Consider the following 16,002-nt stretch of genomic DNA (forward strand, 5'->3'; position numbering starts at 1 on the left):
GTTCACTCGATACAGGCAACCCACGTCCGATTGCAGCCCGAGGCCTTCGGCCTCACGCCGCCCCCCATACCGTCTAGCCGCGGTCGGGCCCCTTCGCCGTCATCACCGCGAACGTGGCCAGGAAAACCGCCGCCGGGAGCGCGTTGACGGCCTTGTCGCGCACCCGGATGTGCGCACCCAGCGCGAGAACGAAATAGACCGTCAGCATCGCCGTCGTCACCCGCGCCAGCGCCGGGAAGCGGGTGACCGACAGCAGGCCCACGGCGGCGGCCGCCTTCACCACCGGCAGCACGGGCCGCACGTTCTCCGGCAGCCCGACGTCGTCGAGGACCTTCTTGATGGGGGCCACCTGGACACCGCACGCCACCGCGTCCACGGCGTGGAAGACGCCGAGCGCCGCGTAGGTCTTCGGCGAAGTGAAAACGCTCATGGAGCAATCCTATTGGCCCAACTGCGGCGGCGCCCCCGGCGGTGTGCCGTCCACCGGCTGGCGGGCGATCGCCTCGGCCTTGGCCACCGCCTGCGCGATCGCCGGGTCGGTCTCGGTGGAGAACCAGTCGGCGACGTCGGCGTCGTCGTCGGCGCTGCGCTTGGGTGCGTCCTCGACCGGCGACGGCTCGAACCGGAACACACCGTCCTCGCCCGGGGCGCCCAGCAGCTTGGTGAAGCCCTGCAGCGCCGCGTTGAAATCGCTGGGCACGACCCAGACCTTGTTCGCGTCGCCGCGGGCCATCTCCGGCAGCGTCTGCAGGTACTGGTAGGCCAGCATCTCCGGGGTGGGCCTGCCGGCCTTGATCGCGGCGAATGTCTTCTCGATGGCCTTGGCCTGCCCCTGCGCCTGCAGGTACGCCGCGGCGCGCTCGCCCTGGGCCCGCAGCATGCGGGACTGCCGCTCGGCCTCGGCCGCCAGGATCGCCGCCTGCTTGGCGCCCTCGGCGGCCAGGATCTGCGCCTGCTTGTTGCCCTCGGCCTCCTTGATCGCGGCCTCGCGCATGCCTTCGGCGGTCAGGATCATGGCCCGCTTCTCGCGGTCGGCCTTCATCTGCTTTTCCATCGAGGCCTGGATGGACGGCGGGGGGTCGATGCTGCGCAACTCGACCCGCGCGACCCGCAGGCCCCAGCGACCGGTCGCCTCGTCGAGCACGCCGCGCAACTGGCCGTTGATCTGGTCGCGGGAGGTCAGCGTCTGCTCCAGCGTCATGCCGCCCACCACGTTGCGCAGCGTGGTGGTGGTCAGCTGTTCGACGCCGACGATGTAGTTGCTGATCTGGTAGACGGCGGCCTGCGGATTGGTGACCTGGAAGTAGACCACGGTGTCGATGTTCAGCGTCAAGTTGTCCTCGGTGATCACCGGCTGCGGCGGGAACGACACCACCCGTTCCCGCAGGTCCACCCGGGCACGGACGCGGTCGATGAACGGCACCAACAGCGTCAGCTGACCGCTGACCGTCCGGCTATATCGGCCCAGCCGCTCGATCACCGCGGCCTCCGCCTGCGGAATCAGCGCGACGGACTTGGCCACCACCACGATGGCGAAGATCACCAGGACGACCAGCAACACCAAACCAGCAACCGCACCTTGCACCCGAGTTCCTCTCTCTCACAGCGTCTCTCGCGGCCATCAAGGACCGCTCTTGAACACCACCGCCGTGGCGCCGTCGATCTGCAGGACGGTCACCGACTCCCCCGGTTCGTACACGTCGGCCTCGTTGAGCGGCCGCGCCGTCCACACCTCGCCGTCGAGCTTCACCTGGCCCTCGTCCCGGGAGATCCGCTCCAGCACCAGTGCGTTCCTGCCCTCCAGCGCCTCGATGCCCACCTGCGGCACGCGCGCCGGTGTGAGGCGGCGGCGCAGCGCGGGCCGAACCAGCACCAGCAGCAGCACCGAGACGATCAAAAACACGGTTCCGTCGGCCCAGACCGGCCAGTCCGTCAGCCAGCTGGTGATTGCCGCCGCCAGCGCACCGCCGCCGAGCATCACCAAAAACAGATGCCCGGTAAGGGCCTCCGCACCGGCGAGCACCAGCGCGAATATTAGCCAAAGCACCGCGGCGTGCATGCGGCCAGAATACGCGTGATCCGCCTTTGCCGGGCAAAACAACTACACTGCGGAATCGTGTGGTGTCCCAGTGTCTCGCTGTCCCTGTGGGCCAACGCCTGGCTCGCAGGCAAGGCCGCGCCCGACGACGTCCTCGACGCGTTATCAGTATGGGCGCCAAAGCAATCGGTCACCGCGTATGATGCGGTCGCCGCCGGCCACACCGGGCTGCCGTGGCCCGATGTGAACGACGCCGGGGCGGTGACGCTGCTGCAGACGCTGCGCGCCGCGGTCGGCCGGTCGGCACCCGGCGCGGACGGGTGGGGCCGCCTGTGCGGGACGATCAACGTGCTTTTGCCGGTGCCCGGCGACGTGCGCGGGCTGGCGCCCGGCACGCAATTCGAGCGTGACGCGTTGGCCGCCGGCGAGGCGATCATCATCGCCAACCCCCACGATCCCGCCGCCGCCGTCGGGCTGGTCCCCGAGTTCTGCTACGACGACGAGGAGGACTTCCCCGAACTGTGCGCGCTGTCCTGGACGGTGTATTCGCTGCCGGGCGCGCCGGTGCTCGACCACTACGAGCTCGGGGATGCCGAATACTCGCTGCGGTCGGCGGTGCGGTCGGCCGCCGACGCGCTCGGCGCCGTCGGGCTGGGTTCGGCCGCCGCCGACATCGACGATCCCCGCGGGCTCGTCGAGCAGCTGCTGGAATCCGCACGGCAGCACCGCGTTCCCGACCATGCGCCGTCGCGCGCGTTGCGCGTGCTGGAGAACGCCGCGCACGTCGACGCCATCATCGCGGTCAGCGCCGGGCTCAGCCGGTCACCCGACTCACCCGAGCGGTTCACCGCGCCCATCGTCGCGGGGCCCGAACCGTTCGGGACTCAATCGTCTTCGGAGGCCCGCATCGCCAGCGACGCGCTGCGGCCGCTGACCGCCGTGGTGCGTTCGGCACGCATGGCCGCCGTCACCGCGATCCTGCACTCGGCCTGGGCCGACTGGTCGTGACCCGTTAGGCGCATTGGGCCGCAACGCAGTGCGGCGGACGGCACGGCGCGCCGTTCACGCCGGCCAGACAACCGGGCACCGGGTCGCTGCCGCTCACCCGCGCCGGCGGGCGCCCGGTGCGCATCTCGTCGATGAGATCGGCGGCCAGCCGGGCGAATCGGCGGTCGGCGTTGGGCGTGGCGGCCCGGGCGAAAGCCACCCCCGCCGCGTCGGCCTGCGCCCGCAACTCCTCGTCGAGATCCCACACCACCTCGATGTGGTCGGCGACGAACCCGACCGGGCAGACGATCACGGCCTCGGTGCCCGAGGCGGCCAGCCCAGCGAGATGGTCCTCGACGCTGGGCTCGAGCCACGGCACCTGCGGCGGTCCCGAACGCGACTGCCACGCCAGGTCGTAGTCGGCGTACCCGGCGGCGGCCGCGACAAGCCTTGCGGCGTAAGCGACTTGGCGGCTGTAGAGCTGCGGGCCGAGGCGCTGGTCGGCGGCCACCGGGACGGAGTGGGCGGTGAACACCAGCCGCGCGCCGGCGGGCACGGTCCGCGCCGCGGCCGCGACGGCCTCGGCGAACATCTCGACGAAGAGCGGGTGATCGAAATAGCGTCGCAGCTTGACCAGCTCGGGTGCGCCCGGCCCCGCGGCCTCGCGCGCGCGGGCGATGTCCTCGGAGTACTGCGTGCAGCCGGAGTAGCCGCTCCACGCCGACGTGGTGAATACCGCGGCGCGGCGAACGCCGTTGTCGCGCATGGCCGCAACCGTGTCCTCGACATAGGGTTCCCAGTTGCGGTTGCCGAAGTAGATCGGCAGGTCGAGTTCCGCCCGTAGCTCGGCGATCAGCGCGCGGTTGATCCCGTTGATCGGCGACACCCCGCCGAAATGCAGGTAGTGCTGCGCGACGTCGTCCAGGCGTTCGGGCGGCACGTTGCGCCCGCGGGTGACGTTCTCCAGGAACGGCCGCACCTGGTCGGGCCCTTCCGGCCCGCCGAAGGACAGCAGCAGGACGGCGTCGAATTCCATTTGGGCTAGCGCAATTCCGCTTTTAGAGCAACTGGGTGCTGGCGCCGCCGTCGGCGAAGATGATGGTGCCCGTGGTGGCGGGCAGCCAGTCCGAGAGCACGGCGCACACCGTCTTGGCGACGGGGGTGGGGTCCTTCATGTTCCAGCCGATCGGCGCGCGCTGGTCCCAGCCCTCTTCGAGCAGCTGCATCTGGGCGCCGGCCTCCTCGCCGAGTGCACCGCCGACGATCGCCGACATCGCCAGCGTTCGGATAGGCCCCGCCGCAACGAGATTGGACCGTACCCCGAACTTGCCGGCCTCGCGGGCGACGAACCGGTTGACCGATTCCAGCGCGCTCTTGGCCACCGTCATCCAGTTGTAGGCGGGCATGGCGCGGCTGGGGTCGAAGTCCATCCCGACGATCGACCCGCCGGGGTTCATGATCGGCAGCAACGCCTTGGCCAGCGAGGCGTACGAGTACGCCGAGATGTGGATGCCCTTGGAGACGTCCTCGTAGGGCGCGTCGAAGAACGGGTTGATGCCCATCCCGGTCTGCGGCATGAAGCCGATGGAGTGCACCACGCCGTCCAGCTTGTTGCCCTCACCGATCTCGGCGGTGACCCGCTCGGCCAGGGTCTTCAGGTGCTCCTCGTTCTGCACGTCGAGTTCGATCAGCGGGGCCTTCTCCGGCAGCCGGTCGGCGATGCGCTGGATCAGCCGCAGCCGGTCGAATCCGGTCAGCACCAGCTGCGCCCCGGCTTCCTGGGCCGCCTTGGCGATGTGAAACGCGATCGACGAGTCGGTGATGATCCCGCTGACCAGAATCCGTTTGCCGTCGAGCAGTCCTGCCATGTCCGTCCTTCAATGTCGGGGTTGACGTCCTTGTCGTGGTTGAACTCAGTGGCCCATGCCCATGCCGCCGTCGACCGGGATGACCGCGCCGGCGATGTAGCCCGCATCCTCGGACGCCAGGAAGCTGACCGCCCCGGCGACGTCCTCGGCGGTGCCGACGCGCTTGGCCGGGATGAATTCCAGTGCGCCCGCCTGGATCCGCTCGTCCAGCGCGCGGGTCATCTCGGTGTCGATGTAACCCGGGGCGACGACGTTGGCGGTCACGTTGGCCTTGGACAGCTCGCGGGAGATCGAGCGGGCCATCCCGATCAGGCCGGCCTTGGCGGCCGCATAGTTGGCCTGGTTGCCGATGCCCCACATGCCGGACACCGACCCGATGAAGATGATGCGGCCGAACCGCTTGCGCTGCATGCTGCGCGAGGCCCGCTGGGCCACCCGGAATGCCCCGGTGAGGTTCGCGTTGATGACCTCGGTGAAGCGCTCCTCGGTCATCCGGATCAAGAAGGCGTCCTTCGAAATGCCGGCGTTGGACACCAGCACCTCGACCGGACCCTGGTGCTCCTCGACCTCTTTGAACGCGCGGTCGACGGCCTCGTTGTCGGTGACGTCGCACACGACACCGAACAGCCCTTCGGGCGCCCCGGAGCCGCGGTGCGTGACGGCCACCTTGTGGCCGTCGGCGGCCAGCCGCTGTGCGATCGCCAGACCGATCCCCCGGTTTCCGCCCGTCACGAGGACCGAGCGGGACACGAAGGCGGGTTTGCCGCCGTCGGCGGCACTTTCGGTGGTGTTCTCGGTGGCCGTGTCAGTCACCCCGTCAACCTATCGCCTGGGGTTGGCCTGGTTGAAATCTCCCCCTGGGATGTCGCCCGCGTCACGCTGGTGTGACGCTGGGGGGCAAGCGTGACGCTCGAGGCAGCGAGCGTGAAGCTACCGCGAAAAATCTGGCCGAATCTCGCAATAGCTGCACACTCGGCGAGAGAAACCGCTAAGTCGGCAGGCGGCGGTTGATGAGCAGCGCCGCCAGCGCGGCCAACGTCAGCACCAGCGCACCCAGCCGGACCCAGCCCACGCTGGCATCGCCCTTGATCGTCTCGTAGCCGATCTGCTGCTGCAGCGTCGCGTACACGGATTTCAGCTCCTGCAACGAGGCCGCGTTGTAGGCGTTGCCGCCCGAGAGCTGGGCCACCTTCTTCAGCGTCTCGTCGTCGACGGGGACCGGCTGGCGCTGGTCGTTGATCTCGACGAAGCCATACGGCGTGCCGAACGAGATCGTCGAGATCGGCACGCCCTGGTCCTTGGCGGTGCGCGCCGCGGTGAAGGCGCCCTTCGGGTTGTCCGGGTTGGTCGGCATCGTCTCCTTGCCGTCGGAGAACAACACGATGCGCGCGGGCGGCGGCGCGTCGCCGCCGCCGATCACCGCGCCGACCGTGGCGATGGCCTGCAACGCGGTGAAGATGCCCTCGCCGGTGGCGGTGCGGTCGGCGAACTGCAGCTTGTCCAGGGCGCGCTTGGTCGAGTCGCGGTTGGTGGTCGGCGACACCAACACGGTCGCGGTCCCCGCGTAGGCGATCAGCCCCAGGTTGATGCCCGGGGTCAGCTCGTCGGCGAACTGCTTGGCCGCCTCCTGCGCGGCCGCCATCCGGTTGGGCTGCACGTCGGTGGCGCGCATCGACTGCGACACGTCGATCACCAGCATCACCACCGCGCGGTTGCGGGGAATGCGGACGTCGTTGGTCGGCCCCGCCATCGCGATGGTGAGCAGCACCAGCGACGCCACCAGCAGGATCGCCGGCACGTGCCGCCACTTGGGCGGCCGCTTGGGGGCGACGCTTTCCAGCAGCTCCATGTTGGCGAACCGCAGCATCCGCCGCTGCCGCGCCAGCTGCATCACGATGTAGAGCGCGGCCAGCCCGGCGACGATTAAGAGGAACAGGAAGAACCACGCATGTTCGAAGCCCGACAACGACATCGGGCCCAGCAGCGGCAATGTCACTGCCGCCCCGCCAATGCACCGCGCCGGCGGGACTCGACGAAGCGGACGATGTCGGCGATCCAGTCCCGGTCGGTGCGCAGGGTCAGCACCGGGGCCCCGCAGCTGCGGATGGTGCGCGCCACCTCGGCGCGGTGCGCCGCGGCAGCCTTGGCGAAGTCGTCACGCAGCTGGGCGTCGATGGTGAACTCGCGGGTGACGCCGGACTCGGCGTCCTGCAGCACGACGTCGCCGATGTCGGGCAGCTCGACGTCGCGGGGGTCGAGCACCTCGATGGCCAGCACCTCGTGCCGCGCCGCGATCGCCCGCAGCGGGCGCATCCAGTTGATCGGACCCAGGAAGTCGCTGATGATCACCGCCATGCCGCGGCGGCGTTCCGGTCGCCGCAGCGCGTCGATGGCCGTCGCCAGATCCCCGCGCACCCCGACCGGCGCCCTGGGGGTGGTGGCGATGGTGCGCAGCAGCGTCTGCTCGTGCTGGCGCCCGGAGCGCGCCGGGACCCGGACCATGGTCTGGCCGTTGGCGATCAACGCCCCGAGCCGGTTGCCGCCGCCGCTGTTGAGGAAGGTGATCGCCGCCGCGGCCGCCACCGCCAGGTCGCGCTTCTCGCACCCGACGGTGCCGAAGTCCAGGCTCGCCGACATGTCCACCACCAGCCACGTCTCCAGCTCGCGGTCGGCGATCATCTGCCGGACGTGGGGGTGCATGGTGCGCGCGGTGACGGCCCAGTCCATCCGCCGGACGTCGTCGCCGGGCTGGTATTCGCGGGACTCCCCCGGCTCCGAGCCCGGCCCCGGGATCAGGCCGAGGTGGTCGCCGTGCAGGACGCCGTCGAGCTTGCGCTTGACCGTCAGTTCGAGTTGCCGCAGCGCCGCCGCCAGCTTCGGGTCCACGATCTGCCCGCGCTGCATCGATGGCGGATGTGACACCGCCGGCTGCTGGGGCTGCGTCACCGACCGCTGGCCGCGCCGGCGGGCTGCATCACCGGGGGCACCGATTGCCCTTGCTGCGGAATGGCGTTGACCTGCGGCAGGGCAACGGTCTGCAGGACCCGGTTGATGACGATCTCCGGCGAGATCTCGTCGGCGAGGGCGTCGTAGGTGAGCACCAGGCGGTGCCGCAGCACGTCGGGGATGACGTCCACGACGTCCTGCGGGATGACGTAGTCGCGGCCGCGCACCAGCGCCAGCGAGCGGGACGCGGCGATGATGCCCAGCGAGGCACGCGGGGACGCACCGAACGAGATCCAGCTCTTGACGTCGTTCATGCCGAGCTGCTCGGGATGGCGGGTGGCGGTCACGACGCGCACCACGTAATCGACCAGCGCGTGGTGGACGAAGTTGTTGGCCGCGATGTCCTGCAGCCGCAACAGGTCGCCGGTGTTCAGGATCTGCTTGGGCTCCGGCGGCCGCACGCCCATCCGGTAGATGATCTCCCGCTCCTCTTCGGGCGAGGGGTACCCGACGTTGATCTTGAACAGGAAGCGGTCGCGCTGCGCCTCGGGCAGCGGGTACACGCCCTCGTGCTCGATCGGGTTCTGCGTGGCCATCACCAGGAACGGGTTGGGCAGGTCGAAGGTCTTGCCACCGATCGACACGTGCCGTTCCTGCATCACCTCCAGCAGCGCCGACTGCACCTTGGCCGGCGCGCGGTTGATCTCGTCGGCGAGCAGGAAGTTCACCACCACCGGGCCGAGCTCGGTGTCGAACTCCTCTTTGCCCTGCCGGTAGATGCGGGTACCGATGATGTCGGTGGGCACCAGGTCGGGCGTGAACTGGATGCGGGCGAACGTGCCGCCGACGACCTTGGCGAAGGTCTCGACGGCCAGCGTCTTGGCCACGCCGGGAACACCCTCGAGCAGCACGTGCCCCTTGGAGAGCAGGCCGACGAGCATCCGCTCGACGAGCTGGTCCTGGCCGACGATGATCCGCTTGACCTCGAAGATGGCCCGCTCCAGGGTGTGCACCTCGGCGGCCAGGCCGTTGCCGCCGCCGGACGGCGCTTCATGGGCCGGCGCGCCGGCAGGACCTCCCGGGCCCGAGTAACCGCTGGCGCCCGGAGGCGGCCCACCTGCTGCTGTCATCAATAACCCTCCACAGCTCATTCGGACACGACTGCTTGCACCACCACTGTCGTGGGGCCGCGACGTGCCCGCGTCCAACTATTCCAGGCCCGCCGGATTCCGTCGACGCTGGTGGTTCGCCCCCGGGATACGGCCGGGCGGGCGGACCTGGATCAGTACTCGATGATCCTAGTCAGGAACGGCGTCATGCCGGGCTTGCGAACCGGGCTGACGGTGACGTGACCGGCCAGGCTGGACGCCTCCAGCATCTGGCCGTTGCCCAGATACATCGTCACGTGCTGGCCGCCGTTCGGGCCGTAGAAGATGAGGTCGCCGCGCCGGGCCTGGTCCTGCGGGATGTGCCGGCCGGCGTTGTACTGGTCGCCGGAGAACCGCGGGATCAGCACCCCGACGCCGGCGAAGCCGTACCGCATCAGGCCCGAGCAGTCGAACCCGGTGATGTTGGCGCCCTCGCCGACGCCCTTGCTGGGGCCGTCCAGCGATCCGCCGCCCCAGGAGTACGGGACACCCATCTGCGATCCCATCCGCTTGATCACGTACTCGATGGCCTGCCGGCCGTAGACGCGCGGGATCTTGCCGCCGGGGTTGGTGGGGGCGGCCGCGGTGGGCGCGGGATCGCCCAGGATGTTGATTCCGAGGCCGCCCAGGAATTGCCTGCCCAGGTTCATCGTCGTTTGGGTGGCCTGCGCGGTGGCCTGCAGCGAGGCGTTGGCGACGGCAAGCGGGTCCCCGGGGGCGCCGGCGCTGATGGTCGCCGGCAGGGTGGGGTCCCACCCGCCGGGGTCGGCCGTGGCGACGGGCGTCGGGGCGGCGACAGACAGCGTCAGCCCGGCCACCACCGCGGTGATCCAGGCGAAGTTGATGAGACGAATCCGCTTGCGGCGCATGGCTCCCCGTTCAGTATTCGATGTAGCGGACGACGTAGGGGGTCATGCCGCTGGTGCGCACCGGCGCGACGCGGACCTTCAGCCCGATGTCGGGCGCCTCGAGCATCTGGCCGTTGCCCAGGTAGATCGTCACGTGCTGGGACCCGCCCGGCCCGTAGAAGATGACGTCGCCCCGGCGCATCTGCGAGGACGGGATCTTGCGGCCCAGGTTGTACTGCGAGCCCGAGTAGTGCGGCAGCTTGATGCCCACCCCGGCGAACGAGTAGAGGACCAGGCCCGAACAGTCGAAGCCGGTGATGCCGGCGCCGGAGTCGATGCCCTTGCTGGGGCCGGCCGCGTTGCCGCCGCCCCAGGAGTAGGGCACGCCGATCTGTGATAAGCCGCGCCGGATCACGTATTCGCTGGCCTGCCGCCCGTACACCCGCGGGATCCGCCCGGCCGTCGCTCCCGGGGACGCGTTGGTGATGCCGGTGTCGTCGGGCTTGAGGATGCCGAGTTGCTGCAGGAAGTTGCGGCCGAGCCCGGCGGTGACCTGGGTCGACGTGGCCGAGATGCCCAGCACCTGGTTGATCACCGCGATCGGGTCGCCGGGAACGTTGGCGCTGGGGATCATCGGCAGGGTCGGGTCCCAGACGCCGTCCCACCGGCGCGCCCCGCCCTGCGGCGCCGGGGCGCCCGACGAGCCGGTCTCCCACCGGTCCCCCGACGCCGGTGCGGCGGGCCCGCCCCGGCCGGCCGACCATTCCCGTTGCGCCGCTTCGAGTTTGGCCTGCGCCTCGTCGCGCTCGGCGGCCAGGCGGGTGATTTGCTGGCGCTGTTCGTCGAATTTGCGCCTGGAGTCGGTCAGTGCCGCCACCGCGGCGTCCTGGCTGCCCTTGGCGTCGGCCGCGGCCTTGTCGGCCTTCTGCTTGGCCAGCCGTGCCGCCGACTCCCTGTTCACCTGTTCGGTCCGCGCCCGCTGCAGCTTGGCCATCACCGTTTGGGAGCTCGCCGAAAGGGTCTTGGCGGCGGCTTCGGTGGCGATGATGTCGTCAGGGCTGGCGGCGGTCAGGTAACTGCTCGACGGGCCGTTCATATAGGTGGCCGCCGCGAAGGTGTCGAACCGCTGTTGCGCCGCGGCGATCGCGGCGTTGGCGTCCTTGACCGCCTGCTGGCTGGCCTCCAGGTCGTGTTGGGCCGCGGCGGCGTTGTCCCGCGCGGTCTCGACGTCGACCAGGGCCTTGTTGACGCTCTCCTGTTCCGTCTGGATTTCGGCGCCGAGATTTTCCAGCCGCTGGTTGGCCTTGGCGACGTTGGCGATCAGCCCGGCCAGGCTGTCGGCGGCGGGATCACCGTGCGCCAGGCCCGGCGTGCAGAGCAGCAGTGCCACGCTCAGGACCGAGGGCACGACCGGCCGGACCAGCCTCGCGACCGGCCGCGCAGCGGAGCCCCGGCGTGTGCGTCTCATTCGACTCAGGTCTCCTACGGCTCAACGCGACGGGCGGCGCCGGCCACAGAGTTCACTAACGGCGCCAAAGACAACACCAGCATCATTTGCTCCGTACGTCACACTATTGGGCGTGCAAACGCTCCACAGAAATCGCACTCTCTACGTGCGTTTAATGTGACCGAACGGTGACCTACCGTGTTTGCCGTTGAGCCCGCCCCAGCGACGGCCGACCGGACCGGCGGAGCCGGATACGGGTGGCTAAGCCGTGTTGGTGGGCGTCACTTCCTGCGCTCCCGGCGAATCCGTCGGCGTTGCTGGGCGCCGGCAGCGCACCTGCAGGACGCGCGTCGCGACGGCCGCCGCGAACACGGCGAGCAACAGGAAGATGGTCAGCCCGGTCCAGGGGAATTCCGGCGTGCTGAGCTCGTTCACGAAGTGCTGCGCCGAGACCACCGGATTGCCCGTCTTGGCGATGTCCTCGCCGGCCTCCAGGGTGACGCGCGGGAACTGGGTGCTGTAGCAGCCGACGTAACTCGGGCTCAGCGTCAGAACGGTGGCGTCGTGATAGTCGGCGCCGACGACGGTGGAGATGTCGCGCAGCGGGGTGTCGTTCGGGGGGTTGTGGTCGAGCAGCACGATCTTGAGGTTGATGCCCTTGGCGTGGGCCTCGTCGACGATGTGCAGCAGACCCGGCATATCCGCCGCGGGCGCGCTGACACCGGTGGCGGCGACCTGGGCCTTGACCGCGGTCATGTCGACGTCTTGCGGGATGTAGACGGGTAGCACCGGGTGCGACGTCATGGTTCCCTCCTGCTCCACCGTCACGCTGGCGTGGCGCTCGGCCACCGCGGTCACTCTAGCGTGACGGTCGCCGCGCATTCGGGGGTCGCGGGGGGTTTAAACCACCGACTCAGGCGACAAGACTGGACCTACGGGCGCCCCGTCATAATGCAGGACAAGCGTACTGTTAAAGTAGCACCGCACCGCCGGCACGGCCCGTCGGCGGGAGAACTTAATCCCGGGAGTTGAAGTGACCAAAGAAGATTCTGTGAACTCGTTCGGAGCACGCGACACCCTCGAGGTCGGCGACAAGAGCTATCAGATCTACCGTCTCGACGCCGTCCCCAACACCGAGAAACTCCCCTACAGCCTCAAAGTCCTCGCCGAGAACCTGCTCCGCAACGAGGACGGCAGCAACGTCACCAAAGACCACATCGAGGCCATCGCGAACTGGGATCCCAAGGCGGAGCCCAGCATCGAGATCCAGTACACGCCCGCCCGGGTCGTGATGCAGGACTTCACCGGGGTGCCGTGCATCGTCGACCTGGCCACCATGCGGGAGGCCATCGGCGACCTCGGCGGCAAGGCGGAGAAGGTCAACCCGCTGGCGCCGGCGGACCTGGTGATCGACCACTCGGTGATCGCCGACCTGTTCGGCACCGCCGACGCCTTCGAGCGCAACGTCGAGATCGAGTACCAGCGCAACGGCGAGCGCTACCAGTTCCTGCGGTGGGGCCAGGGCGCTTTCCGCGACTTCAAGGTGGTGCCGCCGGGCACCGGCATCGTGCACCAGGTCAACATCGAGTACCTGGCCAGCGTGGTGATGGAGCGCGACGGCGTGGCGTACCCGGACACCTGCGTGGGCACCGACTCGCACACCACCATGGTCAACGGCCTGGGCGTGCTGGGCTGGGGCGTCGGCGGCATCGAGGCCGAGGCCGCGATGCTCGGGCAGCCGGTGTCGATGCTGATCCCGCGGGTCGTCGGGTTCAAGCTGACCGGTGAGATCCAGGCCGGCGTGACCGCCACCGACGTCGTGCTGACCGTCACCGAGATGCTGCGCAAGCACGGCGTGGTCGGCAAGTTCGTCGAGTTCTACGGCGAGGGCGTGGCCGAGGTGCCGCTGGCCAACCGCGCCACCCTGGGCAACATGAGCCCCGAATTCGGCTCCACCGCAGCGATTTTCCCGATCGACGAGGAGACCATCTCCTACCTGCGGTTCACCGGCCGCTCCGAGGAGCAGCTGGCGCTGGTCGAGGCGTACGCCAAAGAGCAGGGCATGTGGCACGACCCCAAGCACGAGCCCGCCTTCTCCGAATACCTCGAACTCGACCTGTCCGACGTGGTGCCGTCGATCGCCGGGCCGAAGCGCCCGCAGGACCGGATTCCGCTGTCGGACGCCAAGTCCACCTTCCGCGGTCAGATCGGCGACTACGTCGGTGACGACCCCGACAAGAAGGAGTACTCCAAGCTCGACGAGGCGGTCGACGAGTCCTTCCCGGCCAGTGACCCCGGGGCGCTGGAGAACGGTCACGCCGACGACGCACCGAAGTTCGAATCGGCCGCGGCACATGCCAAGGGCCGAGTCAGCAGCCCGGTTCGTGTCAAGTCCGAGGACCGCGGCGAATTCGAACTCGACCACGGCGCGGTCGTCATCGCCGCGGTCACGTCGTGCACCAACACCTCCAACCCGGAGGTGATGCTGGGTGCGGCGCTGCTGGCCCGCAACGCCGTCGAGAAGGGCCTGAGTTCCAAGCCGTGGGTCAAGACCACGATGGCGCCCGGCTCCCAGGTGGTCCACGACTACTACGACAAGGCCGGCCTGTGGCCGTATTTGGAGAAGCTCGGCTTCTATCTGGTCGGCTACGGCTGCACCACGTGCATCGGCAACTCGGGGCCGCTGCCCGACGAGATCTCCAAGACGATCAACGACAACGACCTGTCAGTGGCCGCGGTGCTGTCCGGCAACCGGAACTTCGAGGGCCGGATCAACCCCGACGTGAAGATGAACTACCTGGCGTCGCCGCCGCTGGTGGTCGCCTACGCGCTGGCGGGAACCATGGACTTCGACTTCGATCAGCAGCCGCTCGGGACAGATAAAGAGGGCAACGACGTCTACCTGAAGGACATCTGGCCGTCGCAGAAGGACGTCTCGGACACCATCGCCTCGGCGATCAGCCAGGAGATGTTCACCAAGAACTACGCCGACGTGTTCAAGGGCGACGAGCGGTGGCGTAACCTGCCCACCCCGAGCGGCAATACCTTTGAGTGGAACCAGGATTCGACGTATGTTCGCAAGCCCCCGTACTTCGAGGGGATGTCCGCCGACCCCGAGCCGGTCAAAGACATCGAAGGCGCCCGGGTGTTGGCGCTGCTGGGCGACTCGGTGACCACCGACCACATCTCCCCCGCCGGCGCTATCAAGCCCGGCACCCCGGCCGCGCAGTACCTCGACGAGCACGGCGTCGAGCGCAAGGACTACAACTCCTTCGGTTCGCGGCGCGGCAACCACGAGGTGATGATCCGCGGAACGTTCGCCAACATCCGGCTTCGTAACCAATTGCTCGACGACGTCTCCGGTGGCTACACCCGCGACTTCACCCAGGACGGCGCCCCGCAGGCGTTCATCTACGACGCGGCGCAAAACTATGCGGCGCAGAACATTCCGCTGGTGGTGCTGGGCGGCAAGGAGTACGGCTCCGGGTCGTCGCGGGACTGGGCGGCCAAGGGCACGCTGCTGCTGGGCGTGCGGGCGGTCATCGCCGAGTCGTTCGAGCGCATCCACCGCTCCAACCTGATCGGCATGGGCGTGATCCCGTTGCAGTTCCCCGAGGGCAAGTCCGCCAAGGAACTGGGGCTGGACGGCACCGAGGTGTTCGACATCACCGGCATCGAGGCGCTCAACGACGGCAAGACGCCAAAGACGGTGCGCGTCACGGCAACCAAGGAGTCCGGCGATCCGGTGGAGTTCGACGCCGTGGTGCGCATCGACACCCCCGGCGAGGCCGACTACTACCGCAACGGCGGCATCCTGCAGTACGTGCTGCGCAACATGTTGAAGTCTTAGCCGTCACCGCCGGTGCCCAAAGTCAGCGAGGACCATCTGGCGGCGCGCCGCCGCCAGATCCTCGACGGCGCTCGCCGCTGCTTCGCCGAATACGGCTACGACAAGGCCACGGTGCGGCGGCTGGAGACGGCCATCGGAATGTCGCGGGGTGCGATCTTCCACCACTTCCGCGACAAGGACGCGCTGTTCTTCGCGCTGGCGCACGAGGATGCCGAGCGGATGGCCGACGTGGCGTCGCGCGAGGGCCTCATCCAGGTGATGCGCGACATGCTCGCCGCGCCCGATCAATTCGACTGGCTGGCCACCAGGCTGGAGATCGCACGCAAGCTGCGCAACGACCCGGACTTCAGCCGCGGTTGGGCGGAGCGGTCGGCGGAACTGGCCGCGGCGACGACCGATCGGTTGCGCCGGCAGAAGGAGGCGCACCGGGTGCGCGACGACGTTCCCGGCGACGTGTTGCAGTGCTATCTGGAGTTGGTGCTCGACGGGCTGGTGGCCCGGCTGGCCTCGGGCGAAGACCCGCGGCGGCTGTCGGCGGTCCTCGACCTGGTGGAGAAGTCGGTGCGCCGCAACGATTCTGGGCCGCAGGAATAGCTGCGCCCCGGCGCTACACCCGCGCGGATCGCGAGGTGTGGTTGGGACCACCGCGGGCGCGCATCGTGGTGCCCGCCTGCAGCAGCATGCTGTGAATCGATCCGTATGACCTGCCGGTGGACGCGACCAGCGTGCGGATGCTGGCCCCGCCCTCGTAGGCGTTGCGCAGCTCGAACAACAGCTGCTCGCGGGTCTTCTTCGACCTTTGCAGTGTCCTTTTCATGGATGCCCTCCGCGCCCGAACACGATCGCAAGCACCCAGAGTAGGAACCCGCC

Annotated in this window: 16 protein-coding genes; 3 read left to right on the plus strand and 13 right to left on the minus strand. The window is 69.0% G+C overall.

Going from position 1 to position 16,002, the window contains the following annotated elements; all coding sequences use genetic code 11:
• Window positions 1-73 precede the first annotated feature (73 nt).
• The 3 genes from BST44_RS19715 to BST44_RS19725 are packed head-to-tail and all read right to left on the minus strand — an operon-like array spanning window position 74 to window position 2,059.
• Window positions 74-430 (minus strand): DoxX family protein, encoded by a 357-nt coding sequence (locus BST44_RS19715; protein ID WP_083178788.1) that lies wholly within the window; start codon window positions 428-430, stop codon window positions 74-76.
• Window positions 431-439: 9 nt separating this feature from the next.
• On the minus strand, window positions 440-1,585 hold the full coding sequence (locus BST44_RS19720; RefSeq protein WP_083178789.1) for an SPFH domain-containing protein: 1,146 nt from the start codon (window positions 1,583-1,585) through the stop codon (window positions 440-442).
• A gap of 36 nt (window positions 1,586-1,621) precedes the next feature.
• Window positions 1,622-2,059, minus strand: a complete 438-nt coding sequence (locus tag BST44_RS19725) for an NfeD family protein (protein ID WP_083178790.1) — start codon at window positions 2,057-2,059, stop codon at window positions 1,622-1,624.
• A 57-nt stretch (window positions 2,060-2,116) separates the two neighbouring features.
• Between BST44_RS19725 and BST44_RS19730 the strand changes: the two genes are divergently transcribed.
• Window positions 2,117-3,046, plus strand: coding sequence for an Rv1486c family protein (locus tag BST44_RS19730; protein WP_083178791.1), 930 nt, complete (start codon window positions 2,117-2,119; stop codon window positions 3,044-3,046).
• A 4-nt stretch (window positions 3,047-3,050) separates the two neighbouring features.
• Here the strand turns inward: BST44_RS19730 and BST44_RS19735 are convergent, their stop codons facing one another.
• From BST44_RS19735 to BST44_RS19775, 9 genes are all read right to left on the minus strand, one after another.
• A complete protein-coding gene (locus BST44_RS19735) occupies window positions 3,051-4,061 on the minus strand; it encodes a ferrochelatase (protein WP_083178792.1) in 1,011 nt (336 codons plus the stop codon).
• Between the two features lie 22 nt (window positions 4,062-4,083).
• Window positions 4,084-4,893 (minus strand): NADH-dependent enoyl-ACP reductase InhA, encoded by an 810-nt coding sequence (gene inhA / locus BST44_RS19740; RefSeq protein WP_083178793.1) that lies wholly within the window; start codon window positions 4,891-4,893, stop codon window positions 4,084-4,086.
• A 45-nt stretch (window positions 4,894-4,938) separates the two neighbouring features.
• Window positions 4,939-5,706: a 3-oxoacyl-ACP reductase FabG1 gene (fabG1, locus tag BST44_RS19745; RefSeq protein ID WP_083178794.1), complete on the minus strand. Its 768-nt coding sequence runs from the start codon at window positions 5,704-5,706 to the stop codon at window positions 4,939-4,941.
• A gap of 175 nt (window positions 5,707-5,881) precedes the next feature.
• Complete coding sequence (locus BST44_RS19750) at window positions 5,882-6,889, minus strand: VWA domain-containing protein (RefSeq protein ID WP_083178795.1); 1,008 nt, start codon at window positions 6,887-6,889, stop codon at window positions 5,882-5,884.
• Window positions 6,886-7,797: a DUF58 domain-containing protein gene (locus tag BST44_RS19755; RefSeq protein ID WP_083178796.1), complete on the minus strand. Its 912-nt coding sequence runs from the start codon at window positions 7,795-7,797 to the stop codon at window positions 6,886-6,888. The genes BST44_RS19750 and BST44_RS19755 overlap by 4 nt, the downstream gene beginning before the upstream one ends.
• A 38-nt stretch (window positions 7,798-7,835) precedes the next feature.
• The gene (moxR1, locus tag BST44_RS19760; protein WP_083178797.1) at window positions 7,836-8,969 is read right to left on the minus strand and encodes a chaperone MoxR1; all 1,134 of its coding nucleotides are present in this window, start codon (window positions 8,967-8,969) and stop codon (window positions 7,836-7,838) included.
• 152 nt (window positions 8,970-9,121) lie between these two features.
• Window positions 9,122-9,856: an NlpC/P60 family peptidoglycan endopeptidase RipB gene (ripB, locus tag BST44_RS19765; protein ID WP_083178798.1), complete on the minus strand. Its 735-nt coding sequence runs from the start codon at window positions 9,854-9,856 to the stop codon at window positions 9,122-9,124.
• Between the two features lie 10 nt (window positions 9,857-9,866).
• A complete protein-coding gene (gene ripA, locus BST44_RS19770; RefSeq protein WP_083178799.1) occupies window positions 9,867-11,303 on the minus strand; it encodes an NlpC/P60 family peptidoglycan endopeptidase RipA in 1,437 nt (478 codons plus the stop codon).
• Window positions 11,304-11,543: 240 nt separating this feature from the next.
• Window positions 11,544-12,086 carry an Rv1476 family membrane protein gene (locus BST44_RS19775; RefSeq protein WP_083178839.1) on the minus strand — a complete coding sequence of 181 codons (543 nt, stop codon included), beginning with the start codon at window positions 12,084-12,086 and terminating at the stop codon, window positions 11,544-11,546.
• A gap of 229 nt (window positions 12,087-12,315) precedes the next feature.
• Between BST44_RS19775 and BST44_RS19780 the strand changes: the two genes are divergently transcribed.
• A complete protein-coding gene (locus BST44_RS19780; protein WP_167380231.1) occupies window positions 12,316-15,132 on the plus strand; it encodes an aconitate hydratase in 2,817 nt (938 codons plus the stop codon).
• A 12-nt stretch (window positions 15,133-15,144) separates the two neighbouring features.
• A complete protein-coding gene (locus BST44_RS19785) occupies window positions 15,145-15,726 on the plus strand; it encodes a TetR/AcrR family transcriptional regulator (protein ID WP_083178800.1) in 582 nt (193 codons plus the stop codon).
• A 13-nt stretch (window positions 15,727-15,739) separates the two neighbouring features.
• On the opposite strand, the gene BST44_RS19790 is transcribed toward BST44_RS19785, so the two are convergent.
• A complete protein-coding gene (locus BST44_RS19790; RefSeq protein ID WP_083178841.1) occupies window positions 15,740-15,937 on the minus strand; it encodes a helix-turn-helix domain-containing protein in 198 nt (65 codons plus the stop codon).
• Window positions 15,938-16,002: the final 65 nt, after the last annotated feature.

The organism is Mycobacterium scrofulaceum, from assembly GCF_002086735.1.
Taxonomy (GTDB): domain Bacteria; phylum Actinomycetota; class Actinomycetes; order Mycobacteriales; family Mycobacteriaceae; genus Mycobacterium; species Mycobacterium scrofulaceum.